Source organism: Pseudomonas sp. AA-38 (assembly GCF_029457475.1).
GTDB lineage: Bacteria > Pseudomonadota > Gammaproteobacteria > Pseudomonadales > Pseudomonadaceae > Aquipseudomonas.
On sequence record NZ_CP120359.1, the window covers coordinates 1,983,466 to 2,007,871 of the forward strand.

At 59.2% G+C, this 24,406-nt stretch carries 20 protein-coding genes and 6 tRNA genes; 20 read left to right on the forward strand and 6 right to left on the reverse strand.

What is annotated here, in order from left to right:
• From PVE35_RS09080 to PVE35_RS09115, 8 genes are all read left to right on the forward strand, one after another.
• Complete coding sequence (locus PVE35_RS09080; protein WP_277374437.1) at nt 1–1,119, forward strand: glycosyltransferase family 4 protein; 1,119 nt, start codon at nt 1–3, stop codon at nt 1,117–1,119.
• The gene (gene wecB, locus PVE35_RS09085; RefSeq protein WP_277374438.1) at nt 1,116–2,207 is read left to right on the forward strand and encodes a UDP-N-acetylglucosamine 2-epimerase (non-hydrolyzing); all 1,092 of its coding nucleotides are present in this window, start codon (nt 1,116–1,118) and stop codon (nt 2,205–2,207) included. The genes PVE35_RS09080 and wecB overlap by 4 nt, the downstream gene beginning before the upstream one ends.
• A complete protein-coding gene (locus tag PVE35_RS09090) occupies nt 2,204–3,430 on the forward strand; it encodes a glycosyltransferase family 4 protein (RefSeq protein WP_277374439.1) in 1,227 nt (408 codons plus the stop codon). The genes wecB and PVE35_RS09090 overlap by 4 nt, the downstream gene beginning before the upstream one ends.
• Complete coding sequence (locus PVE35_RS09095; protein ID WP_277374440.1) at nt 3,427–4,020, forward strand: sugar transferase; 594 nt, start codon at nt 3,427–3,429, stop codon at nt 4,018–4,020. The genes PVE35_RS09090 and PVE35_RS09095 overlap by 4 nt, the downstream gene beginning before the upstream one ends.
• The gene (locus tag PVE35_RS09100; RefSeq protein WP_277374441.1) at nt 4,017–4,652 is read left to right on the forward strand and encodes an acetyltransferase; all 636 of its coding nucleotides are present in this window, start codon (nt 4,017–4,019) and stop codon (nt 4,650–4,652) included. Before PVE35_RS09095 ends, PVE35_RS09100 begins: the two co-directional genes overlap by 4 nt.
• A gap of 112 nt (nt 4,653–4,764) precedes the next feature.
• Nucleotides 4,765–5,946, forward strand: coding sequence for a DegT/DnrJ/EryC1/StrS aminotransferase family protein (locus PVE35_RS09105; protein WP_277374442.1), 1,182 nt, complete (start codon nt 4,765–4,767; stop codon nt 5,944–5,946).
• Between the two features lie 143 nt (nt 5,947–6,089).
• Nucleotides 6,090–8,096 carry a nucleoside-diphosphate sugar epimerase/dehydratase gene (locus PVE35_RS09110; RefSeq protein ID WP_277374443.1) on the forward strand — a complete coding sequence of 669 codons (2,007 nt, stop codon included), beginning with the start codon at nt 6,090–6,092 and terminating at the stop codon, nt 8,094–8,096.
• Between the two features lie 79 nt (nt 8,097–8,175).
• A complete protein-coding gene (locus PVE35_RS09115) occupies nt 8,176–8,499 on the forward strand; it encodes a helix-hairpin-helix domain-containing protein (protein WP_277374444.1) in 324 nt (107 codons plus the stop codon).
• A 473-nt stretch (nt 8,500–8,972) separates the two neighbouring features.
• On the opposite strand, the gene PVE35_RS09120 is transcribed toward PVE35_RS09115, so the two are convergent.
• Nucleotides 8,973–9,048 (reverse strand) — tRNA-Asn (locus tag PVE35_RS09120).
• Nucleotides 9,049–9,229: 181 nt separating this feature from the next.
• On the opposite strand from PVE35_RS09120, the gene PVE35_RS09125 reads away from it, so the two are divergent.
• On the forward strand, nt 9,230–10,018 hold the full coding sequence (locus tag PVE35_RS09125) for a metallophosphoesterase (protein WP_277374445.1): 789 nt from the start codon (nt 9,230–9,232) through the stop codon (nt 10,016–10,018).
• A gap of 32 nt (nt 10,019–10,050) precedes the next feature.
• Here the strand turns inward: PVE35_RS09125 and PVE35_RS09130 are convergent, their stop codons facing one another.
• Complete coding sequence (locus tag PVE35_RS09130; RefSeq protein ID WP_268177987.1) at nt 10,051–11,247, reverse strand: amino acid aminotransferase; 1,197 nt, start codon at nt 11,245–11,247, stop codon at nt 10,051–10,053.
• Between the two features lie 245 nt (nt 11,248–11,492).
• Between PVE35_RS09130 and uvrB the strand changes: the two genes are divergently transcribed.
• Nucleotides 11,493–13,508: an excinuclease ABC subunit UvrB gene (gene uvrB / locus PVE35_RS09135; RefSeq protein WP_277374446.1), complete on the forward strand. Its 2,016-nt coding sequence runs from the start codon at nt 11,493–11,495 to the stop codon at nt 13,506–13,508.
• A 178-nt stretch (nt 13,509–13,686) separates the two neighbouring features.
• Here the strand turns inward: uvrB and PVE35_RS09140 are convergent, their stop codons facing one another.
• Both PVE35_RS09140 and PVE35_RS09145 read right to left on the reverse strand, forming a co-directional pair.
• Nucleotides 13,687–15,180 carry an MDR family MFS transporter gene (locus PVE35_RS09140; protein WP_268184331.1) on the reverse strand — a complete coding sequence of 498 codons (1,494 nt, stop codon included), beginning with the start codon at nt 15,178–15,180 and terminating at the stop codon, nt 13,687–13,689.
• A 49-nt stretch (nt 15,181–15,229) separates the two neighbouring features.
• Complete coding sequence (locus PVE35_RS09145; RefSeq protein ID WP_277374447.1) at nt 15,230–16,279, reverse strand: HlyD family secretion protein; 1,050 nt, start codon at nt 16,277–16,279, stop codon at nt 15,230–15,232.
• 108 nt (nt 16,280–16,387) lie between these two features.
• On the opposite strand from PVE35_RS09145, the gene PVE35_RS09150 reads away from it, so the two are divergent.
• From PVE35_RS09150 to PVE35_RS09180, 7 genes are all read left to right on the forward strand, one after another.
• A complete protein-coding gene (locus PVE35_RS09150) occupies nt 16,388–17,308 on the forward strand; it encodes a LysR family transcriptional regulator (RefSeq protein WP_268177984.1) in 921 nt (306 codons plus the stop codon).
• A 32-nt stretch (nt 17,309–17,340) separates the two neighbouring features.
• A complete protein-coding gene (gene gltX, locus PVE35_RS09155; RefSeq protein WP_277374448.1) occupies nt 17,341–18,822 on the forward strand; it encodes a glutamate--tRNA ligase in 1,482 nt (493 codons plus the stop codon).
• A gap of 203 nt (nt 18,823–19,025) precedes the next feature.
• Nucleotides 19,026–19,101: transfer RNA gene (locus tag PVE35_RS09160), tRNA-Ala, on the forward strand.
• A gap of 60 nt (nt 19,102–19,161) precedes the next feature.
• A tRNA-Glu gene (locus PVE35_RS09165) sits at nt 19,162–19,237 on the forward strand.
• A gap of 48 nt (nt 19,238–19,285) precedes the next feature.
• A tRNA-Ala gene (locus PVE35_RS09170) sits at nt 19,286–19,361 on the forward strand.
• A gap of 48 nt (nt 19,362–19,409) precedes the next feature.
• Nucleotides 19,410–19,485, forward strand: a tRNA-Glu gene (locus PVE35_RS09175).
• 47 nt (nt 19,486–19,532) lie between these two features.
• Nucleotides 19,533–19,608 (forward strand) — tRNA-Ala (locus PVE35_RS09180).
• Between the two features lie 160 nt (nt 19,609–19,768).
• On the opposite strand, the gene PVE35_RS09185 is transcribed toward PVE35_RS09180, so the two are convergent.
• The gene (locus tag PVE35_RS09185; protein WP_277374449.1) at nt 19,769–21,631 is read right to left on the reverse strand and encodes a diguanylate cyclase; all 1,863 of its coding nucleotides are present in this window, start codon (nt 21,629–21,631) and stop codon (nt 19,769–19,771) included.
• 167 nt (nt 21,632–21,798) lie between these two features.
• Between PVE35_RS09185 and PVE35_RS09190 the strand changes: the two genes are divergently transcribed.
• Nucleotides 21,799–22,248, forward strand: a complete 450-nt coding sequence (locus PVE35_RS09190; protein ID WP_268177981.1) for a thioesterase family protein — start codon at nt 21,799–21,801, stop codon at nt 22,246–22,248.
• Nucleotides 22,249–22,254: 6 nt separating this feature from the next.
• Here PVE35_RS09190 and PVE35_RS09195 read toward each other — a convergent pair whose 3' ends face one another.
• A complete protein-coding gene (locus PVE35_RS09195; RefSeq protein WP_268177980.1) occupies nt 22,255–22,635 on the reverse strand; it encodes a hypothetical protein in 381 nt (126 codons plus the stop codon).
• 94 nt (nt 22,636–22,729) lie between these two features.
• Between PVE35_RS09195 and PVE35_RS09200 the strand changes: the two genes are divergently transcribed.
• Both PVE35_RS09200 and PVE35_RS09205 read left to right on the forward strand, forming a co-directional pair.
• Nucleotides 22,730–23,677 carry a tRNA-dihydrouridine synthase gene (locus tag PVE35_RS09200; protein WP_277374450.1) on the forward strand — a complete coding sequence of 316 codons (948 nt, stop codon included), beginning with the start codon at nt 22,730–22,732 and terminating at the stop codon, nt 23,675–23,677.
• Between the two features lie 223 nt (nt 23,678–23,900).
• Nucleotides 23,901–24,356, forward strand: a complete 456-nt coding sequence (locus PVE35_RS09205; RefSeq protein WP_268177978.1) for an Hsp20 family protein — start codon at nt 23,901–23,903, stop codon at nt 24,354–24,356.
• Nucleotides 24,357–24,406: the final 50 nt, after the last annotated feature.

Consider the following 24,406-nt stretch of genomic DNA (forward strand, 5'->3'; position numbering starts at 1 on the left):
ATGAAAATTGCTCATCTTACTTCGGTTCATTCTCGTTATGATACAAGGATCTATCTTAAAGAATGTCGAAGTCTTGCCAAGGCAGGTTATTGCGTCAATTTGGTTGTGGCTGATGGAAAGGGTGGAGAAGTAAAGGAGGGGATAACCTTTCATGATGTAGGAGCTTCTCGTGGGCGCTTTGAGCGTATGACGAGTACTACTCAAAAAATTTATGATCGAGCCTTGAATATCGATGCTGAATTATATCACTTGCATGATCCTGAGTTGATGCCAGTAGGGTTAAAGCTTAAGCGTCGGGGGAAAGTGGTTGTCTTTGATGCGCATGAGGATTTGCCTAAGCAAATTATGGGTAAGCCTTATTTGAATGCGTTTTCTAAGATTGTATTGTCACGCGCTTTCGGTGTTTTTGAGCGTTTAGTGTGTCGTCGATTTGATGGTATAGTGACTGCAACTCCTTGGATTGCTGAAAAATTTAAGCGATTCAATCCCGTGACAGTGGCTGTAAATAATTACCCTATGATTGGGGAGCTTGCTGCTGGCGAAATAGATTGGGCAAGAAAGAATAACGAAGTTAGCTATATCGGTGGTATCGCCTCCATACGAGGTATATTACAGGTTGTCGAGGCGATGCGTCTGGTGGCTAGTGATACGCGCTTACAGCTTGGGGGGCGCTTCTCTGAGCGAGCTATAGAGGCTATCGCAAAAGCTTCCTTGGGATGGAGTAAGGTAGATGAATTAGGGTTTTTGGGACGGGAAGAGGTTGCTCGTGCGCTCGAGCGATCTGTTGCAGGTTTGGTTACTTTTCTGCCCGCTCCTAATCATGTTGATGCTCAACCGAACAAAATGTTTGAATATATGAGCGCTGGCGTGCCAGTTATAGCTTCCAATTTTCCTCTCTGGCGTGAAATAGTTGAGGGTAATCAATGCGGTCTCTGTGTGGATCCTCTAAGTAGTAAAAGTATCGCAGAGGCTATAGACTTTCTAGTAGGAAACCCTAAGCAAGCGGAGGCAATGGGGCGTCGCGGTCAGAATGCCGTGTTGGAAAAATATAACTGGTCCATCGAGGAAGAGGTTCTCGTTGGCTTTTACTCTCGACTGCTTGCAGGTAAATGTAATTGAAAATACTAACAGTTTTAGGTGCGCGTCCGCAGTTTATTAAGGCTAGTGTTGTCTCGAATTTTATTTCGACGCTACAGGACGTTCAGGAAGTCGTTGTCCACACCGGCCAGCATTTTGACTCAAACATGTCTGATGTTTTCTTCAGAGAGCTGGGCATGAGCACGCCGTCTCATCAGCTCGATATCCATGGCGGCGGCCATGGCGATATGACTGGTAGAATGCTCATTGAAATCGAAAAAGTATTGCTTCAAGAGCGTCCTGATGTGGTGCTTGTCTACGGCGATACCAATTCTACCCTTGCTGGTGCATTGGCCGCCGTCAAGCTGCACATTCCCGTTGCTCATGTCGAGGCTGGCCTACGTTCATTCAACATGGCCATGCCTGAAGAAGTGAACCGGATTCTTACGGATCGGGTTTCCCGCTGGATGTTCACCCCAACCGCTATAGCGGCAGAGCATTTGAAAACAGAGGGTGTCAACCCAGTCAGCATTATTCCTGTGGGCGACGTAATGTACGATGTCGCGAAGTTCCACGGTGAGCGTGTCGATGCTAGCGGGCGGATCATGGCCAAGCTTGGGTTGAAAGAATCCGGCTTCGTGCTGGCAACTGTCCACCGTGCCGAAAACACTGACGATCCAGCACGCCTTACCGCAATTGTTGAAGCGTTTCGTGATTTGTCTGCTGATTTGCCGATCGTTTGGCCAGTGCATCCGCGAACCCGGGCTGTTTTGCAAAAACGTGGCCAGCTTGACGACGTGCCTACTAACCTGCACCTCATAGATCCGGTCGGCTATTTGGACATGGTGCAGCTTGAAAAGCATGCAGCACTTATTGCCACTGACTCGGGTGGGGTGCAGAAGGAAGCGTTCTTCTATGGCGTCCCGTGTGTAACCTTGCGCGATGAGACGGAATGGGTTGAGTTGGTAGAGGCCGGCTGGAACCGACTGGTATCACCGAAGTCTGCTCACGACGTGGTATCTACGGTTCGCCAAGCGCTCGGTAGCAAAGGTAAAGAAGTGCAGCCTTACGGAGAAGGTAATGCGGCAGAGCTGATCATTCGACGCCTTGTCAGGGATCTTGCTGAATGAAGAGTGTCTGGATTCTCAACCATTATGCTCAGGAGCCGGGTGGAGCCGGTGGTACCCGGCATTACCAGTTGGCGAAGAACCTGCCTGCCCATGGTTGGGAGGCTTCGATTGTTGCCGCCAGTGTGGAGCACCAGTCGGGGCGGCAGCGGCTCGCAGAATCGGAAAATGCCAGGCTTGACGAGTATGGCGGTGTACCGTTCCTTTGGTTGAAGACCTCGGAATACGAGGGTAACGGCACGGCACGGATGCGCAATATGCTGGAGTACTGCTGGCAGGTAATCAAGCCAGGCAAACTTTCTCTTTTGAAAAAGCCTGACCTCATTATCGGCTCCAGTGTGCACCCGTTCGCAGCCGCAGCTGGTGCAGTTCTGGCCTGGAGACATAAAGTGCCTTTCGTATTCGAGGTGCGAGATCTCTGGCCAGAGACACTGATTGATATGGGCCGGTTGGAGCGGAATAGCATCGTCGCCCGAACGCTTCGTATGCTAGAGAAGTGGTTATACAGACGCGCTAAACAGATTGTTGTGCTGCTGCCCAAAGCGCACGAGTATATTGTGCCTATGGGCATAGATCCGAAGAAAATTGTTTGGATACCGAATGGGGTAGACCTTCAGGATTTTCCATGTCCGCCAGATAAAGAGCTGACTGATGAGTTCACGCTCATGTACTTCGGCGCACATGGTCCAGCCAATGGGTTGGATAATCTGCTACGGGCGCAGCAGATCATCGAGCAAAGACCTGAAATGTCCAATGTTCGTCTTCGGATTATCGGTAACGGCCCATGCAAAACCGAGTTGATCACCATGGCTGAGGAGTTTGGTCTCAAGCGTGTCAGCTTTGAAGACCCCGTTCCGAAAAGGGAAATTCCGGCACTTGCGGCGCAAGCAGATGCATTTGTATTCAATCTGATCAACGCCCCGGTGTTCAAGTACGGTATCAGTTCAAACAAGCTGTTCGATTTCATGGCAGGGCATCGTCCAGTCCTGTTCTGCTGTGACGCAGGCAACAACCCGATTGAGGATTCCGGGGCTGGTTATACGGTTGAACCCGGCAATCCCGAAGCCTTGGTCGATGCGGTGGCCAAGTTGTCTCAGCTTAAGGTTGAAGAGAGGGCCGCGATGGGACGTGCTGGCCGGCATTATGTGGAAGTTGAGCATAGCTTCTACAAGCTTGCAGAGCGTCTTGCGGACTGCCTGAACGAGGCTTGTGGTTCTACTAAATGAAGAGAATGATAGATTTTGTCGGTGCTTTGCTTGGCTTGATTATTTTATCTCCAGTTATGCTGCTTGTGGCACTACTTATCAAGCGCCGGCTTGGTGGGCCCGTATTATTTCGGCAGACACGCCCTGGAATGGGCGGTAAAGCATTTCAGATGATCAAATTTCGCACTATGCGCGATGCCTATGATTCTAATGGTCTTCCGTTACCTGACTCTCAGCGTATGACCCCATTTGGGAGCTTTCTGCGCTCTAGTAGTCTTGACGAATTGCCTGAGCTCTGGAATGTGCTCAAGGGAGACATGAGTCTTGTGGGCCCCCGTCCGCTGCTGATGGAATATCTGCCACTCTATAGTCCCGAGCAGTATCGTCGCCATGAAGTGCGCCCAGGAGTCACTGGCTGGGCACAGGTCAACGGACGTAATGCATTGAGCTGGGAAGACAAATTCAAGCTTGATGTCTGGTATGTGGATAACCAGTCGTTCTGGTTGGATTGCAAAATTCTTTTCCTTACGGTGAAGAAGGTGCTGGTGCGAGACGGTATCAGTGCAGATGGCGAGGCGACGATGACCAAGTTCACCGGTAACAAGTCGTGAACAGGCTGGCGATTCTTGGTGCCAGTGGGCATGGCAAGGTGGTGGCGGATACGGCCGAGCGCTGTGGTTGGCAAGTCATCGAGTTCTTTGACGATGCATGGCCGCAAACTACGCGAAATGGCGTTTGGAGCGTGGTCGGTGATACCGCCTCGCTGAAAGGCGTGCTGCATACCTATGACGGAGTGTTGGTTGCTATTGGCAACAACCATATTCGCTACCGCAAGTTGCTAGAACTGGAGGAAGCGGGGGCTCGGCTCTGCACGCTAATCGATCCAGCTGCGACGGTCAGCCGTTATGCATCGCTTGAGGCAGGATCAGTGATCTTTGCTGGCGTTGTCGTCAACGCTAATGCTCGAATCGGTTTGGGCGCTATTCTCAACACGGGCTGTAGTGTTGATCATGACTGCGTGCTGGGCGCGGCCGTGCACATCAGTCCAGGTGCGCGCCTGGCTGGTGGCGTCAGGGTTGGAGATTTGAGCTGGGTAGGCATCGGTGCTAGTGTTCGCCAGCTTGTCCAGATTGGGAGGCAAGTGATGGTCGGGGCTGGTGCTGCGGTGGTTTCTGATGTCGCTGATTTGCTGACCGTCGCGGGTGTGCCTGCCAGAATTTTGCCCGAAAAGAGTGCAAAGTGACGCCATTTCGTTAACGCGCTTATTGTTTTGTTAGGTTTAACGTTCTCATGTGGCTCGATTCCTCACTCGATTTCGCTAAGCCTGCCCAGTCAATTTTTGAAGAGTCCCTGTTGTGCTGAATACTCCGTTTTCCCCATGGCCCTCCTTCACTGAGGATGAGGCCGAAGCTGTACGTGCTGTCGTTCTCTCTAATAAAGTTAATTACTGGACGGGGCAGGAATGCCGTGAGTTTGAGAAGGAGTTCGCGGCTTGGGCTGGCACTGCACATGCCGTCGCTCTGGCTAACGGTACGGTCGCCTTGGATGTAGCGCTCAAAGCCCTTGGCGTCGGCCAGGGTGATGAGGTGATTGTCACATCGCGCACATTCCTGGCTTCGGTGTCGTCAATCGTTAATGCAGGTGCTGTTCCAGTATTCGCCGATGTCGATTGTGACTCACAGAATATTACCGCTGAGACCATTTCCGCTGTACTGACCTCACGCACCAAGGCTGTGATTTGCGTGCATCTGGCTGGCTGGCCATGCGATATGGATCCAATTATGGCGCTTGCAGCTCAGCATGGCCTTAAGGTGATTGAGGATTGCGCTCAGGCTCATGGTGCCCAGTACAAGGGTCGTCCTGTGGGCTCCATCGGGCATGTGGGAGCCTGGTCGTTCTGTCAGGACAAGATCATGACCACCGGTGGTGAGGGCGGCATGGTGACTACGAATGACCGTGATCTCTGGTCGCGGATGTGGTCATACAAGGATCATGGCAAAAGTTGGGAGGCGGTCTACGAGCGCCAGCATGCGCCTGGTTTCAGGTGGGTGCACGAGAGCTTTGGCACCAATTGGCGAATGCTGGAAATGCAGGCCGTAATTGGGCGTATACAGTTGCGCCGGATGAGTGACTGGCAGTCCATTCGTCTGAATAATGCTAGGCAGATTTGGTCGTGTGCCCAAGGTTTGCCTGGCTTGCGGGTGCCCGAGCTTCCCTCGCACATCACGCATGCTGCCTATAAATGTTATGTGTTCGTCGAAGCTGACAAGCTTCAACAGGGATGGACGCGTGATCGAATTCTGAATGAGATTTCTGCGCGAGGTGTGCCCTGTTTCTCAGGATCTTGTTCCGAGGTGTATTTGGAAAAGGCTTTTGATGGCACAGGATGGCGTCCGCAAAAACCATTACCTGCGGCTCGTCGGTTGGGTGAAGAGAGCTTGATGTTTCTGGTTCATCCGACACTGACTGCTGATGAATTGGCTAAGACCTGTAGTGTGCTTTCAGACGTGATGAAGGCGGCCGCTTATCCGTCCTAGCGGCTGGGGAGCAATAGCGTCTGTATGAGCGGCTAGGTTACTGATGGCTTCTGGCCGTCGCCTGATACGTTGATGTTTCCAGCATACTGCTGTCGGTAGTTGGGTTTGAGCGTTCAAGGGATCTGAAAAGTTGAGAGGTTGTGATGTTAAAGGCTGCTGATCGCCTGCGTGAGCGTTTGATTGGGTTGTCTCGACGCTCCAAGCGCATGCTTCAGGTCATGACGGATGTCGTGCTGGTCTGGTGTGCGCTGTGGTTGGCTTTCGTGGTGCGCATGGGGGAGCTGGATGCTGCCCACCCTTTTGGTCATCACGCTTGGCTTTTTGCCCTGGCACCTCTTCTTTCTGTGCCTATCTTCATCCGCATGGGGATGTATCGGGCGGTAATGCGCTATTTCGGCAATGACGCGCTGAAGAGCATTTTCAAAGCCGTTTCGCTTTCTGCCTTGCTACTGGCTCTGGCGGTTTACTGGTACCGCGATGCACCGGCAGTGATCCCGCGTTCCATGGTGCTCAATTATTGGTGGTTGAGCCTGATGATGATTGGCGGGCTGCGCCTGTTGATGCGTCAGTACTTCATGGGGGACTGGTTTTCTGCCGAGCGCCCCAATCGACTGCAGATACGTGATCAGGGTTTGCCTCGAGTGGCCATCTACGGTGCCGGCGCCGCCGGTAACCAGTTACTGGCGGCGCTACGCATGGGGCGTACGTTGACGCCTGTCGCGTTCATCGATGATGATTCGTCGATCGCCAAGCGCGTGATTGCGGGGCTCAGGGTTTACAAGCCCAAGCATATCCAGCAGATGATCGAGGAAACCGGAGCCCAGGAAATTCTGCTTGCGGTGCCTTCTGCCTCGCGGGCGCGCCGGCGAGAAATTCTCGAGCTACTTGGGCAATACACTCTGCATGTACGCAGTGTGCCGGGATTCATGGATCTAGCCAGTGGTCGGGTGAAGGTGGATGACGTGCAGGAGGTCGATATCGCCGACCTGCTTGGGCGTGATCCGGTACCGCCGCAGAAGGCCTTGTTCGAGCGTTGTATCCATAATCAGGTGGTCATGGTGACTGGAGCAGGGGGGTCGATTGGTTCGGAGTTGTGCCGGCAGATTCTTTCCAATGAACCGAAGACTCTGTTGCTGTTCGAGCATAGCGAATTCAACCTGTACAACATCCACTCCGAACTGGTGCGGCGCATCAAGCGTGAGTCCCTGGCCGTTCAGTTGATCCCCATTTTGGGCTCGATTCGCAACCCGGAGCGGCTCGATGAGGTGATGTCGAGCTGGACGGTGGATACGGTCTATCACGCGGCGGCGTACAAGCATGTGCCGATGGTGGAGCACAACATCGCCGAAGGCGTACTGAACAACGTGTTCGGCACCCTGTTCACCGCTCAGGCTGCAGTCAAGGCCGGGGTTGCGCATTTCGTCCTGATTTCCACGGACAAGGCGGTGCGACCGACCAACGTGATGGGTAGCACCAAGCGTTTGGCCGAGATGGTATTGCAGGCACTCAGTGGTGAACCGGCGCCTGTGCTCTGGGGGCGCGAGGAGAAGGTGCATCGGGTGAACAAGACCCGTTTCACCATGGTGCGCTTCGGTAATGTGCTGGGTTCTTCTGGTTCGGTGATTCCGTTGTTTCATGAGCAGATTCGCCGTGGTGGCCCAGTGACGGTGACGCACCCCAATATCACGCGTTACTTCATGACCATTCCCGAAGCCGCGCAATTGGTGATTCAGGCTGGGTCGATGGGTGAGGGCGGTGACGTCTTCGTTCTGGATATGGGGCAGCCGGTAAAGATTGCCGACCTGGCGGAAAAAATGATTCAGCTCAGTGGTTTGAGCGTGCGCTCGGTCGATAATCCCCATGGCGATATTTCCATCGAGTTTTCGGGGTTGCGCCCCGGTGAGAAGCTCTACGAAGAGCTATTGATCGGTGACAATGTCAGCCCCACCGAGCATTCGATGATCATGCGTGCCAACGAAGAGATGTTGCCCTGGGCGCAATACAGGCAAGTGTTGCAGGCGCTCCATGAGGCGGTGGCGCGTGAGGACTACGAGCGCGTGCGGCAGCTTTTGCGCGAGGTGGTCTCGGGCTATCGCCCCGAGGGGGAAATCGTCGACTGGCTTTACTTGCAGAAGCGTACGGAGAGTTGACAGATATTCATCAGTGTGTATGTTGATCCATGTGGGCTAGGTGCCCTCACATGGATCAACTGACGTAAGGATACATATCATGATGAACGTTCGTCTTGCTTCTCTGCTGTTCGCCGCTCTGGCTTCCTTCTCTCTGGCTGTTTCCGCAGCCGAAACCTCCAAGGCCGATGCCGCCAAGCCCGTTGCTGCTCAGGTGGCGCCGGCCGCCATGGTCAATCTCAATACCGCCGATGCTGCGACCTTGCAGCGTGAGCTGGCGGGTATCGGTGAGACCAAGGCGCAGGCGATCGTTGCGTACCGTGAGCAGCACGGTAAATTCGCATCGGTCGACGAGCTGTTGGAGGTCAAGGGGATTGGCGAGGCAACCTTGGAGAAGAATCGCGACAAGTTGAGCGTGAACTGACGCCTGGCGTCGTTGCGCTGCTTGAGGCCGGTCTTTTGACCGGTCTTTTTCGTTGTTTGGGGTAGGCTGCAGCTTAAGTGAACAGCGTTACGGTTCATACCGGGGCTTTTCGTTTTCGGTGGACTCTCACCAAGGCACACCCCAGCGCGAGCAGTCCCCCTCGCCCCTCTGGGGAGAGGGTTGGGGGGCGCGTTCGGAGAGGGGGGCGGCAGACTTGCGGCGTTTTCAGCCCTCTCCCCAGCCCCTCTCCCATAAATGGGAGAGGGGAGCAAAGCGCACACGACCTCATGTGAACAGCATTGCGGTATGAACCGAGGCTTTGAATTTGGCTCCGCGACCTGGACTCGACAGCGCAGTTGAACGCGCTTTAGCGCGGCCCCGAAGGGGTGAGCGAAGCGAATAACCTGGGACGTAGTCCCTGGTGAGAGTCCCCAGGCAATAAAAAACCCAGCACCGAGCTGGGTTCTTGAATCTGGCTCCGCGACCTGGACTCGAACCAGGGACCCAATGATTAACAGTCATTTGCTCTACCGACTGAGCTATCGCGGAACAACGGCGCGTATGTTACTGATTAAAAAAGGGAAGTCAACACTTTGTGGTGATCTAGTTGCCCATGGAGTGCAAGCGATTCAGCTACTCATCATTGAGCTAGTGATTATTTTCCATCGTGCTTCGGAGCTGGTAGCCTTACAAGATTGATTTCGCATATCTTGTAGAGTCGGTTTTGCAAATGCAGTCAGGAACCATCCTTACGCAGTCGTTCACTGTCAATGGCCGTGGGCGTGATTTTGTCGTTGGGGATGTTCATGGGCATTTTGAGATGCTTGAGGCCTTGCTGTCCAAGGTTGGTTTTGACGAGGCTGTAGACCGCTTGTTCGTAACGGGTGATCTCATTGATCGTGGCCCGTGCTCTCATCTGATTTTGGAGTGGCTGGATAAGCCCTGGCTTTATGCGGTCAGAGGCAATCATGAGCAGATGATAATCGACAGTGTTGCTGGCGTAGGAGATCCGCCACGACATGCGCGCAATGGGGGGCGATGGTTTTACGAGTGTGAGCTTTCAGAGCGGCTTCGTATCGCTGAGCGCCTAGCGCTCTTGCCTATAGCTATTGACGTCCGGCTGATGAATGGCGATTTTGCTGGAATCATCCATTCTGAAATGCCAGGTTGGGAACGCGGTTTCAACTGGAGGCAGGCACTGGCGTTGTTAGCTGTTGCTGATCCTGAGCAGCGGCATCAGGCCTTTGTTCAGGCTCTTTATGCTAGGAATCGAATCATGACGCGTGACTGTCGTCCGGTGGAGGGGCTTCATAGGCTCTATGTCGGGCATTCGACGGTTTCCGAGGTGTTGCATTTAGGCAATGTCATCTACATAGATACCGGCTGTTCATTTCCTGATGGCAAGTTGACCCTTGTCGACATGCTGAGTGAGGAAGAATTCTTTTTATGTCCACAGCAGAAAATGATTTTGTCCGAGGGCTTGTCATCAGTCATTTTGCATACAAAAACGCCGGCATGAATGCCGGCGTTTTTGTTGGTTTCTGCTAAGGCTCAGAGCACCGCATGAATCGCGCGGGTGACGCTGTCCAGGTTGCCGTTGTTCAGGGCAGCGACGCAGATGCGACCGGTGCCGACGGCGTAGATGCCGAACTCTTCCTTGAGGCGCTCGACCTGCTCCACGGTGAGGCCGGAGTAGGAGAACATGCCGCGTTGCTCGGCAACGAAGCCGAAGTCGCGCTTGGCACCCAGGGCAGCCAGTTGCTCGACCATGGCCAGGCGCATGTTGCGGATGCGTTCGCGCATCTCGCCCAGCTCCGCTTCCCACATGGCGCGTAGTTCGGGGCTGTTGAGCACGCTGGCGACCACAGTGGCGCCGTGGGTCGGCGGGTTGGAGTAGTTGGTGCGGATCACGCGCTTGAGCTGCGACAGTACGCGGGTAGCCTCTTCGCGGCTGCCGGTGACCAGCGACAGCGCGCCGACGCGCTCGCCATACAGCGAGAACGACTTGGAGAAGGAGCTGGAGACGAAGAACTCCAGGCCCGAATCGGCGAACAGGCGCACGGCTTCGGCGTCCTGATCGATACCGTCACCGAAGCCCTGGTAGGCGATATCGAGGAAGGGCACGTGCTCGCGCTCGCGCAACACTTCCAGCACGGCTTTCCAGTCTTCCATCTGCAGGTCGACACCAGTCGGGTTGTGGCAGCAGGCGTGCAGCACGACGATGGAGCGCGCCGGCAGGTTGCGCAGGTCTTCGAGCAGACCGCCACGGTTCACGCCGTTGCTGAACGGATCGTAGTAGCGGTAGTTCTGCACCGGGAAGCCGGCCGCCTCGAACAGCGCGCGGTGGTTTTCCCAGCTCGGGTCGCTGATGGCCACGGTGGCATCGGGCAGCAGGCGTTTGAGGAAGTCGGCGCCGATCTTCAGGGCGCCAGTGCCGCCCAGGGCTTGGGTGGTGATCACGCGGCCGGCTTCGATCAGCGCTGCGCCCTTGCCGAACAGCAGTTCCTGCACGGCCTTGTCATAGGCAGCGATGCCTTCGATCGGCAGGTAGCCACGCGGCGCATGGGCCTCGATACGTGCCTTTTCGGCTTCTGCGACGGCGCGCAGCAGCGGAATTCGCCCCTCCTCGTTGTAGTAGACGCCCACGCCAAGGTTGACCTTGGTGCTGCGGGTGTCGGCGTTGAATGCTTCGTTGAGGCCCAGGATGGGATCGCGCGGAGCCATTTCGACGGCGGAGAAGAGACTCATGATGGGTGCGGCAACTCGAGTGAGGGGTGGGAGGCCAGGCGTCCCCGACAAAAGCGCTAGGGGGCGCGTAATCGGGGCGTTAGTATAACGACCCTGAATCCAGGGGGCGACAGCGCAAAGCCCTGAATTAAGGCCTTTTGCCAGGTGATTCGACTCTACTTGAACCTATCGCCAGTTCGCCCTGCAATTCATGGCTTTTGACGCAGTCCGAAGAGAAGCGTCACAGTCATTCGTCGAGGTACTGCATGTCCGAGTTTCAGTTGGTGACCCGCTTCAAACCTGCCGGCGATCAGCCCGAGGCGATCCGGCAGATGGTCGAGGGACTGGAGGCCGGGCTTTCGCACCAGACCCTGCTGGGCGTCACCGGCTCGGGCAAGACCTTCTCCGTGGCCAACGTGATTGCCCAGGTGCAGCGCCCCACGCTGGTATTGGCGCCAAACAAGACCCTGGCCGCGCAGCTCTACGGTGAATTCAAGGCCTTCTTCCCGAACAACGCGGTGGAGTATTTCGTCTCCTACTACGACTACTACCAGCCGGAAGCCTATGTGCCGTCGTCCGACACCTTCATCGAGAAGGACGCCTCGATCAACGATCATATCGAGCAGATGCGTCTTTCCGCGACCAAGGCGCTGATCGAGCGCAAGGACGTCATCGTGGTCTGCACCGTGTCCTCGATCTACGGTCTGGGCAGCCCCGAGGAGTACCTGAAGATGGTGCTGCACCTCGACCGTGGCGACAAGATGGATCAGCGCGCGCTGCTGCGCCGCCTGGCCGAGCTGCAGTACACGCGCAACGACATGGATTTCGCCCGTGCCACCTTCCGTGTGCGCGGCGACGTGATCGACATCTTCCCGGCGGAATCGGATCTGGAAGCCATCCGTGTCGAGCTGTTCGACGATGAGGTGGAGAGCATCAGCGCCTTCGACCCGCTGACTGGCGAGGTGATCCAGAAGCTGCCGCGCTTCACCTTCTACCCCAAGAGCCACTACGTGACCCCACGCGAAACGCTGCTGGAGGCGGTGGAGCAGATCAAGCTGGAGCTGCAGCAGCGCCTGGAATACCTGCGTGGCGCCAACAAGCTGGTGGAGGCGCAGCGCCTGGAGCAGCGCACCCGCTTCGATCTGGAGATGATCCTCGAGTTAGGGTATTGCAACGGCATCGAGAACTACTCGCGCTATCTGTCCGGCCGTCCGGCAGGAGCGCCACCGCCCACCCTGTATGACTACCTGCCGGACGAAGCGCTGTTGGTGATCGACGAATCCCACGTCTCGGTGCCGCAGGTTGGCGCCATGTACAAGGGCGACCGTTCGCGCAAGGAAACCCTGGTGGAGTATGGCTTCCGCCTGCCTTCGGCACTGGACAACCGGCCGATGCGCTTCGAGGAATGGGAGTCGGCCTGCCCGCAGACCATCTTCGTTTCCGCCACGCCCGGGCCCTACGAGGGGGAGCATGCCGGGCGGGTGATCGAGCAGGTGGTGCGCCCCACCGGCCTGGTCGACCCCGAGGTGGAAGTGCGCCCGGCGCGTACCCAGGTCGACGACCTGCTGTCGGAGATTCGTCTGCGTGTTGCGGTGGGCGAGCGCGTGCTGGTCACCACCCTGACCAAGCGCATGGCCGAGGATCTCACCGACTACCTGGGCGATCACGACGTCAAGGTGCGCTACCTGCACTCGGACATCGACACGGTGGAGCGGGTGGAGATCATTCGCGACCTGCGCCTGGGCACCTTCGATGTGCTGGTGGGCATCAACCTGTTGCGCGAGGGCCTGGACATGCCGGAGGTGGCGCTGGTGGCCATCCTCGATGCGGACAAGGAAGGCTTCCTGCGCAGCGAGCGCTCGCTGATCCAGACCATTGGCCGCGCAGCGCGCAATCTAAATGGCAAGGCCATCCTCTACGCCGACAACATCACCGGCTCGATGCGCCGAGCCATCGACGAGACCGAGCGGCGTCGCGCCAAGCAGGTGGCCTTCAACGAGGCCAACGGTATCGTGCCCAAGGGCGTGCAGAAGGACATCAAGGACATCCTCGAAGGTGCCGTGGTGCCGGGGGCGCGCAGCAACAAGCGCAAGGGCATGGCCAAGGCCGCGGAGGAGAGCGCCCGTTACGAGGCCGAGCTGCGCTCGCCGAGTGAGATCACCAAGCGTATTCGCCAGTTGGAGGAGAAGATGTATGCCCTGGCCCGCGACCTGGAGTTCGAGGCAGCAGCGCAGTTGCGCGACGAGATTCAGAAGCTGCGTGATCGCTTGTTGCAGGTGTAGCGCAGCCACTCCCATTCCCGGATTGCATCCGGGCTACCTGCTGAGCCAAAACCTATCGCGAATAAATTCGCCTACGGGTTCGGGCGGTTATGGGAGCCAAGTTCTGTAGGGTGGATCACGCTTTACCGATCCACCGCCTTGGTGGATGCAAAAAGCGGCATCCACCCTATGACCGGACTCAATGCGCCGCGCTGGCCCCAGCCATGTTCTGCGGCAGCTTTCGTGTCAGCAGAATCGCCAGCATGCTCACCGCCAGGGCGATGCCGATGGCATGGAAGGCATCGTTGTAGGCCATGATGGTGGCCTGTTCATGGGCGATCTGGCTCAGCCTGGCCAGTGCCGCCTGTTCGCTGCCCAGGGTCTGTGCCAGCAGGTGCAGGCGTTCGTCCACCTGCGGGTTGGTCGGCACGATGGATTCGCGCAGGTAGTCGAAATAGACCTTGGTGCGGGCGTCCAGCAGGGTGGCCAGCAGGGCGATGCCGATGGCGCCGCCGAGGTTGCGCAGGATGTTGAACAGACTGGAGGCCGAGCCGGCATCCTGCGGCAGGATGTAGGCCGTGGCGATCAGCGATACGGTGACCATCACCAGCGGCTGGCCAAGCGCGCGGACGATCTGGATATGGTTGAACTGCGGGCCGGCGAAGTCCGGGTTGAGTACACCGGAGAAGAAACTCGCCGCGCCGAACAGGGCGAAGCCCAGGGCGCACAGCCATTTCGGCGAGATGATCTTCATCAGCTTGGGCACCAGCGGAATCAGGAACAGCTGCGGTATGCCCATCCACATGATCACCTCGCCGATCTGCATGGCGTTGTAGCCCTGGATTTGTGCCAGATACAGCGGCAGCACGTAGATCGAACCGTACAGCCCCACGCCGAGCCCCAGGCTGGAAATGCTGGACAGGCCGAAGTTGCGCTCGCGCAGCACGCCGAGGTTGATCAGCGGGTTGGGCCGGGAAAGCTGCAGGATGACGAACAGGATCAGGCTGACCAGCGCCACGCTGCCCAGGCCCACGATCAGTTGCGATTCCAGCCAGTCCTTGCGGTGACCTTCCTCGAGAAACACCTGCAGGCAGCCCAGGCCCAGGCCCAGAGTGAGGATGCCGGCGTAGTCGGTGGTCTTCAGTAGCTCCCAGTGCGGCGCCTTCTTCTCCAGGCCGTAGAGCAGGCCGGCAATCATGATCAGGCCAGGCGGGACGTTGATGTAGAATATGTATTCCCAGCCCCAGTTCTCGGTCAGCCAGCCGCCGAGCGTGGGGCCGATGGAGGGGGCGAAGGTAGCGGTGATGGCGAACAGCGCCATGCCCTTGGCGCGGTGATGCTCGGGTAGCTTGATCAGCGTCATGGTGAACGCCAGCGGGATCAACGCGCCGCCGGTGAAGCCCTGCAGGGCGCGAAACACGATCATGCTCTCCAGGCTCCAGGCCATGGAGCACAGCAGCGAGGCGATCAGAAAGCCCACTGATACCCACACCGCCAGGCGCCGCGCCGAGAGCAACTGCACCAACCAGGCGGTCAGCGGAATCATGATGATCTCGGCCACCAGATAGGACGTGGAAATCCACGAACCTTCCTCCAGTGTGGCCGATAGCGCGCCCTGGATGTCCTTGAGCGAGGAGTTGGTGATCTGGATGTCCAGCACCGCCATGAAGGCGCCGAGCATGGCGCTCATCACGGCAATCCAGTCGCGTCGGCTGGGTTCAGCCGTCGCGCGGATCAGGGCATCACCCGCCATGGTGTTGGTCGCTGCGCAGGTCAACGCTGACTTCCACCGACATGCCGGGGCGGATCAGACCGTGCAGCGGGTTGTCGGCGGCGAAGGTCAGCTTCACCGGAATGCGCTGCACCACCTTGGTGAAGTTGCCGGTGGCGTTGTCCGGCGGCAGCAGGCTGAACTGCGCGCCGGAGGCGGCGAACAGGCTGTCGATGCGGCCCTCGATGGGGGTGTCGGGGTAGCTGTCGAAGCGCAGCTCGGCTTTCTGCCCCGGGCGCATCTGGCCGATCTGGGTTTCCTTGAAGTTGGCCTGCACCCAGATGTCCTGGTCCGGTACCAGCGATAGCAGGTAGGCACCGCTCTGCACCACCTGGCCTTCACGCGCCGAGCGCTGGCCGACGAAGCCGCTGATCGGCGCATGAATCTGCGTGCGCGAGAGGTTGAGATCGGCCTGTTCCAGGTCAGCCTGAGCGGAGAGAATCTGGGCGTCCAGGCGCTTGATCTCGGCCTCCAGGCTGGCCACCTGCTGACGCTGCGCCTGCAGATCGGCCTGCGCCTTGGAGACTTGCGAACGGGCCACCCGGTTGTCGGCAGCCAGGGTGGTGACGCGCTCTTCGGAGACATAACCGGGCTTGCGCAGGGTCTGGGCACGGTTCAGATCCAACTGCGCGCGCTCCAGGGTCGCCTGACTGGCGGCGACATCGGCCTGGCTGGCGGCGATCAGGCTGGCCTGCTGGTCGAGCTTGCTCTGCGCCTGGGCGCGTTCGGCCTGATGGGTGTCCAGAGCGGCGACGGCGCGCTGGTGTGCCAGACGAAAGTCGGCATCCTCCAGGGTGACCAGCAGTTCGCCGGCTTCCACGTGCTGGTTATCGCGCACCAGCACTTGTTCGATGCGTGCATTCAACTGGCTGGAAATGCGCGTGATCTCGCCCTGAACGTAAGCGTTGTCGGTACTCTCGTGGTAGCGCCCGACCAGCAGCCAGTGGCCGAACAGGGCGGCGATTATCAGAACCAGCAGGGTCACGAAGATGAGAAGACGGCGTTGCAGTTGGGCGGGCATGCATGAGGCTCGAGGGGAAACGGAGTGAATGTAAGCAAATTTAACAGTGTTCCGCTGGCGCTAGTAGAGGCTAGACTGGGCATGCTTTGTTGCTTATGAGGAACAATCATGGGGCTGGATGACGCATTGATCTTCACCCGCGTGGTGGAGTGCCACAGCTTCACCCAGGCTGCCGTCAGCCTGGGCATGCAGAAATCCACCGTGAGTCGGCGCATCGTCCTGCTCGAGGAGCGCCTCGGTGTACGCCTGCTCAATCGCACCACACGCAAGCTGCGCCTGACCGAAGTGGGCCAGGCCTATTACGAGCGGTGTCGGCAGATCATGCTCGATTTCGCCGAGGCCGAGCAGGCGGTGATGCAGCTACAGCACGAGCCATCGGGCCTGTTGCGCATCAGTGCGCCCATCGAGTTTGGCCAGTTGTTCCTCGGCCGCGTGCTGGGCGAGTTCATGCGCCAGTACCCGCAGATCAATGCCGAAGTGGAACTGACCTCGCGCCTGGTGGATCCGCTGGAGGAGGGGGTAGACATCGCCATTCTGGTCGGTCAGCCACAGGACTCCAGCCTGATCGCACGCAAGCTGTTCGAGAGCGGTCGGCGTCTCTGCGCCAGCCCGGCCTACCTTGCTGCCCATGGTACGCCGCGCAGCGTGGCGGAGCTGGAGGGGCATCGGGCCATCCTCTTGCAGCACGACGCGCCGCGTTACTGGCCGCTGCTGGATGCAAGCGTGCCCTGCCAGCGGGTATTGACCTGCAACAACATCACGTTCGCCCGTGAGGCGGCGGTGGCTGGGGCGGGCATCGCCGGCCTGCCGGTGATGATCAGTGAAGACGCGGTGCGCAGCGGACGCCTGATCGAGCTGCTGCCCGATGCGCGGTTGCCGGTGGGGGAGATCTATGCGATCTATCCGTCACGGCGTTTCCAGGCGATGAAGGTCAAGGCCTTTCTCGACTTCCTCATCGCTGCCTTACCCATCACCCGTGGCGGGTTGCTGGAGCCGGGGCCGGTCAGCCTGCTAACATCGCCCGCTTGATTCACCCTCGTGTCTTCCTTCCGAGAGCATTCATGACCACCGTTCGTACCCGTATCGCGCCATCGCCGACTGGCGATCCCCATGTCGGCACTGCCTATATCGCGCTGTTCAACCTGTGCTTCGCTCGTCAGCACGGTGGCCAGTTCATCCTGCGTATCGAAGACACCGACCAGTTGCGCTCGACCCGTGAGTCTGAGCAGCAGATCTTCGATGCGCTGCGCTGGCTGGGTATCGAATGGGACGAGGGCCCTGACGTTGGTGGCCCGCATGGCCCGTACCGGCAGAGCGAGCGTGGCGAGATCTACCAGAAGTACTCGGACGAATTGGTCGCCAAGGGCCATGCCTTCCCGTGCTTCTGCTCCGCCGAGCGCCTCGATGAAGTACGCGCGCAGCAGATGGCCAACAAGGAAACCCCGCGTTACGACGGTCACTGCATGCATCTTGACCCGGCCGAGGCGCAGCGCCGTATCGCCGCGGGCGAGTCCCACGTGGTGCGCATGAAGGTGCCCAGCGAGGGCGTCTGCGTGGTGCCGGACATGCTCCGTGGCGATGTCGAGATCCCCTGGGATCGCATGGACATGCAGGTGCTGATGAAGGCCGATGGCCTGCCCACCTACTTCCTGGCCAACGTGGTCGACGATCACCTGATGGGCATCACCCACGTGCTGCGCGGTGAAGAGTGGCTGCCGTCGGCACCCAAGCTGATCAAGCTCTACGAATACTTCGGCTGGGAGCAGCCAGCACTGTGCTACATGCCGCTGCTGCGTAATCCGGACAAGAGCAAGCTGTCCAAACGCAAGAACCCCACCAGCATCACCTTCTACGAGCGCATGGGCTATCTGCCGCAGGCCATGCTCAACTACCTCGGTCGTATGGGCTGGTCGATGCCGGACGAGCGCGAAAAGTTCTCCCTGGCCGAGATGATCGAGCACTTCGACATCAACCGGGTATCGCTGGGCGGGCCGATCTTCGATCTGGAGAAGCTCTCTTGGCTCAATGGCCAGTGGCTGCGCGAACTGCCGGTGGACACCTTCGCCGCCGAGGTGCAGAAGTGGGCGCTCAACCCCGAGTATCTGATGAAGATCGCGCCGCACGTGCAGGGCAGGGTGGAGACCTTCAGCCAGATCGCACCGCTGGCCGGCTTCTTCTTCTCCGGCGCGCTGAACCTGGACGCCAAGCTGTTCGAGCACAAGAAGCTGTCGCCGGATCAGGTGCGCCAGTTGATGCAACTGATCCTGTGGAAGCTCGAAGCGTTGCGCCAGTGGGAGAAGGACCGTATCACCGGCTGCATTCAAGCGGTGGTGGAACACCTGGAGCTGAAGCTGCGTGATGCCATGCCGCTGATGTTCGCCGCCATCACCGGCCAGGCCAGCTCGGTGTCCGTGCTCGATGCCATGGAAATCCTCGGCCCGGATCTGACCCGTTTCCGCTTGCGCCAGGCGCTGGAGCTGCTTGGCGGTACCTCGAAGAAAGAAACCAAGGAGTGGGAGAAGCTGCTGGCCAGCATCGGTTGAAGGCTGCGTAGGGGGGGCGCCATGCGCACCGATGCTCAACAGCCCAGCAAGCGGTGCGCATAGCGCACCCTACGCCTGGGGCGGCGTTCGAGCACAGGGTTGGCTGTAAGTAGTTGTTCTAGTGGCAAAAAATTTTGCCCGTCAGGAAAAATGTTGTTGACAGGCACTCGGGGCGCTCTTAACATGCGCCCCGTCCTCGAGATGGGGCTATAGCTCAGCTGGGAGAGCGCTTGCATGGCATGCAAGAGGTCAACGGTTCGATCCCGTTTAGCTCCACCAATCTCGGCTCCTTCGGGAGTGCCAGAATCGATGTGAGTCGGTTCACGATCAGGGTCTTGCGTCCCCTTCGTCTAGTGGCCTAGGACACCGCCCTTTCACGGCGGTAACAGGGGTTCGAGTCCCCTAGGGGACGCCACTTATTCCAGCCGCAACGCTCAGGCGTTGCAGCCGACCGCAAGGTTTCGGGGCTATAGCTCAGCTGGGAGAGCGCTTGCATGGCATGCAAGAGGTCAACGGTTCGATCCCGTTTAGCTCCACCAAACACTGACCAGGCCAGCCAAGTGCTGGCCTTGTTCATCGAAGGTTCCGTCCCCTTCGTCTAGTGGCCTAGGACACCGCCCTTTCACGGCGGTAACAGGGGTTCGAGTCCCCTAGGGGACGCCATTTTCCAGTCGCAGCGCGCAGGCGTTGCGAGCCGACCGCAAGGTTTCGGGGCTATAGCTCAGCTGGGAGAGCGCTTGCATGGCATGCAAGAGGTCAACGGTTCGATCCCGTTTAGCTCCACCAATCGCAAACGAGGCCAGCCTAGTGCTGGCCTCGTCATTTCGCCCCTTCGCACTGGTTTTTCGTGGTGCTCGCAGGGGCGCAGGAACATCATTTTTTGCCGCGTTTGCGGAACCAGGGGCTGCTTCTTCGGAAGCGGCCCCTTTTTGTTTGTGGGCACTGCTCAGGCGTTGTCGAGCGCTTGCTCTTCGTAACAGGCCACACGGTTACGGCCGCCTGCCTTGGCGCGATAAAGCGCGCGGTCAGCGAGGTCGAGCCAGTGTTCGCCGCAAGCGGGGGTGCTCGGCGTTCCGGCATGCAGGCCGATGCTCAGGCTCAGCGGGATCGACTGCTGTTGATAGGGGCAGGGATTGCTGGCCAGGTCTTCGCGCAATTGTTCGGCCAGGTCGAGCGCGCCGGTCATATCCGTACTGTCGAGCAGGGCGACGAACTCTTCGCCGCCGAAGCGCGCTAGCCAGTCGCTGCTGCGCAGACGCTGGCGGATGCGCTGGGCGGCATGGCGCAGGCAGGCGTCACCAGCCAGGTGGCCATGCCGGTCATTGACCTGTTTGAAATGATCCAGATCCAGCATCAGCACGGCCAATGGTTGCTGGCTGCGCATGGCGCGGAAGCAGGCACGTGTCAGCTCCTCGCTCAGTGTCTGCCGGTTGAGCAAGCCGGTGAGACCGTCATGACGATTCAACTCCGCCAAACGCTGGTTGGCCTGGGATAACTGCTGCAGAGTGTCCTGCAGGGTTGCGGTGCGCTCCTGGACGCGTTGCTCCAGGTTTTCGCTGATCTGTTGCTGCAGCTCCAGGCGTTTGGCCTGTTCGAGGCCGAGGCGGCGTTCCTGCTCGATCAGCTTGGCCTGGGCCTGGCGTTTGGCCTGTTGCGCCTGGCGGATGCGCGCGGCGAGAGCGATGGAGAACACCGTCATCTCGATCAGCCCACCCATCTGCTGGGCGTGCAGGGTCAGTAGCGAGTAGGGCAGCAGGCCCGTGCCAGTGAAGATGCTGGCGAGGCTGGCGGTGATCAGCACGAACCAGCCGAGGGCGAATAGGCGTGCCGCTGTATAGCCTTCGCGCCAGCGCAGCAGGGTGATGATGAAAGCCACGGGGGCGCAGGCGATCAGCAGCGCGAAACTGCCGAACAGGGCCGGTGTGTAAGGGCCGAACAAGGCCATGCCCAACACCAGCCAACAACAGGCCTTGAGCGCCTGGGTTGTCCAGCGATAGGCCTTGGGGGCCTTGTCCAGTTCCAGTACCCCATAGGTGAAATGGATGCCGAAGAGCGTCGCCAGTGCCGACATGAACGGGAAGCTCAACTGCTGCCAGGCCAGGGCGTTAGGCCACAACCATTGCTGGGCGAAACCGAGCTGGATGAATTGGTAGAGGCTGAAGCTGGCGACGAACAGGCTGTACCAGAGGTAATTGCGGTCGCGGGTGATGCAGAAGATGCTCAGGTTGTAGATGAGCATCGCAATCAAGGCACCGAAGAACAGGCCCTGCAGCAACAGGTTGAGTTGTTCCTGGTGGTTGAAGGTTACGTGTGTCATCAGGCTGGCGCTGAGGTTGGCCGAGCCTGCGGTCTGCATGCGCAGCCAAATACGCTGCTGCTCGCCAGGCTCCACTCGCAGCGGCAACAGCAACTGGCGGTGTTCGAGCCAGCGCCAGGCAAAGGGGCGCTGGTCGCCGGCGCGGTAGATGCGCTCACCGTCCAGGCCATAGGCATCCAATTGGTCGAGCAGCGGATTGCCGATCACCAGTATCCAATCCAGCGAACGGTCGTGCGGATTATGCACGTCCAGACGCAGCCAGTAGGCATTACCGCCGTAGCCGAAGCTGGCATCGCGCCGGCCCACGGCTTGCCAGGCGGAGTCGGGCAGGGTGCTGACCTGCTTGAAGTCGGCCTGGCCGTTCGGATCCTTCCAGACGAACATGTAGGGGCCAGGTAGCATCTGGGTGTGATCGGCCGGCAGCGGCAGGCTCTTGGCCCAGGTCAGTGCAGGTAGCAACAGCAGCATCAATAGGTGCAGGGTGGCAGTCAATTGCTCGTTCTCGGGCTCTCAGGCAAGTGCATCGCGCATTATGGCGCGATGAGATCATGAGGAGAAAGCTCTGGCGCTGCAGGGATTGGCTGTGCGTCGTATCATGGCGGCCCCGTGCGCAGTATCACTCAGCTCGGCGCGCGACCGGCAAAACTGGAGGTATAGCCATGCAGTGGGAGTTGCCCAGCCCCTTCGTCATCGACATCGAGGTGACTGCCGAGGACATCGATGGCCTTGGCCATGCCAACAACGCGGTCTATGTCACCTGGCTGGAACGCTGCGCCTGGCGTCATTCGCAGTTCCTGGGACTGGACCTGGTCGAATATCGCCGCCTGGATCGGGCCATGGCCGTGGTGCGCCACGAGATCGATTACCTGGCCAGTGCCTACGAAGGGCAGCACTTGCAGATGGCCACCTGGATCGTCGAATCCGACCAGCGTCTGAAGATGGATCGGCGTTTCCAGTTGCTGCGCCCGGAAGATGGCATGACCCTGCTAAGAGCCAAGACCACCTTCGTCTGCATCGAGTTGTCCAGCGGTCGACCCAAGCGCATGCCGGCGGAGTTCATCGAGGGTTATGGCAGGGCCTTGCTGCCAGTTTCTGTGCCGCAGGCGTAATGTCATTCATTCGAGTCGTGGTGCGAGAAACACCTGATCGGGTTCCACCTTTACCTCGAACTGGCGGGTTTCCCCCGGGTTCAGCAGTATCGACTGCATGGTCTGCGGGCCAGTACCGCCGCAATAGCCTTCCGGTGAAATCGCCACGGCCAGACTCTGTTCCCCGCTGGGCAAGTCCAGGCTGGTACGTTCCCCCGGGCCGAGCGTGGCCACCACTTGCTGGTTGACGTACAGCTCCACGTCACAGGCGTTCGGTGCCTGCTCGTCGCGGCTGACGATCAGCCGGGCCGGGGCATCGGCCACCGGATCCGATGGCGGGGGCAGATTTTCGCTGGCCTGAGTCGTCATGCAGAGCAGGCCGAGCAGGGCGCATATGACAGGGCGCATGGGGGCTCTCCGTTTGCAATGTGGCCAGTTTCGCCCATCTTGCGTGGCGCGCGCGACCCCTTAAACTGTGCGCCCCCTTTTTCCGGATCACCTCATGCAAATTGCCCTGGCGCCCATGGAAGGGCTGGTCGACGAGATCCTGCGCGACCTCCTCACCCGCATCGGCGGAATCGACTGGTGCGTCACCGAGTTCATTCGTGTCAGTGAGCGGCTGTTGCCTGCGGCCACCTACCACAAGCTGGCGCCCGAGCTGTTCGACGGTGCGCGCACTCGGGCCGGTACGCCGATGCGCGTGCAGTTCCTTGGCTCCGACCCGCAATGCCTGGCTGACAATGCCGCCTTCGCCTGCACCCTCGGGGCACCGGTGATCGACCTCAACTTCGGCTGCCCGGCCAAGACGGTGAACAAGTCGCGCGGCGGCGCCGTGCTGCTCAAGGAGCCGGAGCTGCTCCACGCCATCGTCCGCGAGGTACGGCGCACGCTGCCGGCCGAGATTCCGGTGACGGCGAAGATGCGGCTGGGCTTCGAGGACAAGAGTGGGGCGCTGGATTGCGCCCGTGCGCTCGCCGAGGGTGGCGCGAGTCAGATCGTGGTGCATGCGCGTACCAAGGTCGAGGGCTACAAGCCGCCAGCGCACTGGGAATGGGTGGCGCGGGTGCAGGAGGTGGTAGCGGTGCCGGTGTTCGCCAACGGCGAGGTGTGGACGCTGGAGGACTGGCGTCGCTGCCGGGAGATCAGTGGTGTGGAGGACATCATGCTGGGGCGCGGCCTGGTGTCTCGCCCTGGCCTGGCACGGCAGATCGCGGCGGTCAGGGCGGGGGAGGCGCCGGAGGAAATGAGCTGGGCCGAGTTACAGCCGCTGTTGCAGGACTTCTGGCAGCAGGCGCGGCGCAAACTGGCGCCGCGCTATGCGCCAGGCCGACTGAAACAATGGCTGGCGATGCTCACCCGTACCTACCCGGAAGCCGTGGCCTTGTTTGCCGAGATACGCCGTGAGCAGGATTGCGAGCGCATCGACCGGCTGCTGATGCCCTCCAGCTAAGGTCTCGTAGCCTGGATGAAATCCAGGGAGGCGCATTTTCCCGGATTACATCCGGGCTACGGTTCGGCTCTTGGTGCGCACGGCGCACCCTACGCCATCCACAACCTTGCGCGCGGTGATCGTGCATGCCTTGAAATTCTTCTGGCCGCCCCTAGATAAGTCACTGCGGGATGCCGAAGTCGGGTTCCGCATCGTGAAACTTGCTGAAATCAGGAGAATACTCATGAGCAACGTACTTTCTTTGGCCCCTCTGTTCCGCCAATCCGTCGGTTTCGACCGTTTCAATGATCTGTTTGAGTCTGCCCTGCGCAGCAACGATGCCGGCAGCTCCTACCCGCCCTATAACGTCGAGAAGCATGGCGATGACCACTATCGCATTGTGGTCGCGGCTGCCGGCTTCCAGGAAGAAGACCTGGAGCTGCAGGTCGAGAACGGTGTGCTGAGCGTGGTGGGCAACAAGCGTGACCGTAGCGCCGAGAGCATCAGCTACCTGCACCAGGGCATCGCCCAGCGCGCCTTCAAGCTGTCGTTCCGCCTCGCCGACCATATCGAGGTCAAGGGCGCCAACCTGGCCAACGGCCTGCTGAGTGTCGAGCTGGAGCGCATCGTGCCGGAAGAGGCCAAGCCCAAGCGCATCCCCATCGGCAGCAACCAGCGTCCGGCGCTGGAGGACAACTGATCCGGTCGGATGCATGAACGGAAGGCGCCCCACGGGGCGCCTTCTGCATT

Excerpts from the sequence above, each read along its gene's own strand:
- PVE35_RS09150 (WP_268177984.1), top strand. The coding sequence starts at position 16,388 with ATGGGGCTGGATGACGCATTGATCTTCACCCGCGTGGTGGAGTGCCAC.
- PVE35_RS09115 (WP_277374444.1), top strand. The coding sequence starts at position 8,176 with ATGATGAACGTTCGTCTTGCTTCTCTGCTGTTCGCCGCTCTGGCTTCC.
- PVE35_RS09200 (WP_277374450.1), top strand. The coding sequence starts at position 22,730 with ATGCAAATTGCCCTGGCGCCCATGGAAGGGCTGGTCGACGAGATCCTG.
- PVE35_RS09125 (WP_277374445.1), top strand. The coding sequence starts at position 9,230 with ATGCAGTCAGGAACCATCCTTACGCAGTCGTTCACTGTCAATGGCCGT.
- PVE35_RS09205 (WP_268177978.1), top strand. The coding sequence starts at position 23,901 with ATGAGCAACGTACTTTCTTTGGCCCCTCTGTTCCGCCAATCCGTCGGT.
- PVE35_RS09095 (WP_277374440.1), top strand. The coding sequence starts at position 3,427 with ATGAAGAGAATGATAGATTTTGTCGGTGCTTTGCTTGGCTTGATTATT.
- PVE35_RS09080 (WP_277374437.1), top strand. The coding sequence starts at position 1 with ATGAAAATTGCTCATCTTACTTCGGTTCATTCTCGTTATGATACAAGG.
- PVE35_RS09190 (WP_268177981.1), top strand. The coding sequence starts at position 21,799 with ATGCAGTGGGAGTTGCCCAGCCCCTTCGTCATCGACATCGAGGTGACT.
- PVE35_RS09090 (WP_277374439.1), top strand. The coding sequence starts at position 2,204 with ATGAAGAGTGTCTGGATTCTCAACCATTATGCTCAGGAGCCGGGTGGA.
- PVE35_RS09130 (WP_268177987.1), bottom strand. The coding sequence starts at position 11,247 with ATGAGTCTCTTCTCCGCCGTCGAAATGGCTCCGCGCGATCCCATCCTG.
- PVE35_RS09145 (WP_277374447.1), bottom strand. The coding sequence starts at position 16,279 with ATGCCCGCCCAACTGCAACGCCGTCTTCTCATCTTCGTGACCCTGCTG.
- PVE35_RS09195 (WP_268177980.1), bottom strand. The coding sequence starts at position 22,635 with ATGCGCCCTGTCATATGCGCCCTGCTCGGCCTGCTCTGCATGACGACT.
- PVE35_RS09110 (WP_277374443.1), top strand. The coding sequence starts at position 6,090 with ATGTTAAAGGCTGCTGATCGCCTGCGTGAGCGTTTGATTGGGTTGTCT.
- uvrB (WP_277374446.1), top strand. The coding sequence starts at position 11,493 with ATGTCCGAGTTTCAGTTGGTGACCCGCTTCAAACCTGCCGGCGATCAG.
- gltX (WP_277374448.1), top strand. The coding sequence starts at position 17,341 with ATGACCACCGTTCGTACCCGTATCGCGCCATCGCCGACTGGCGATCCC.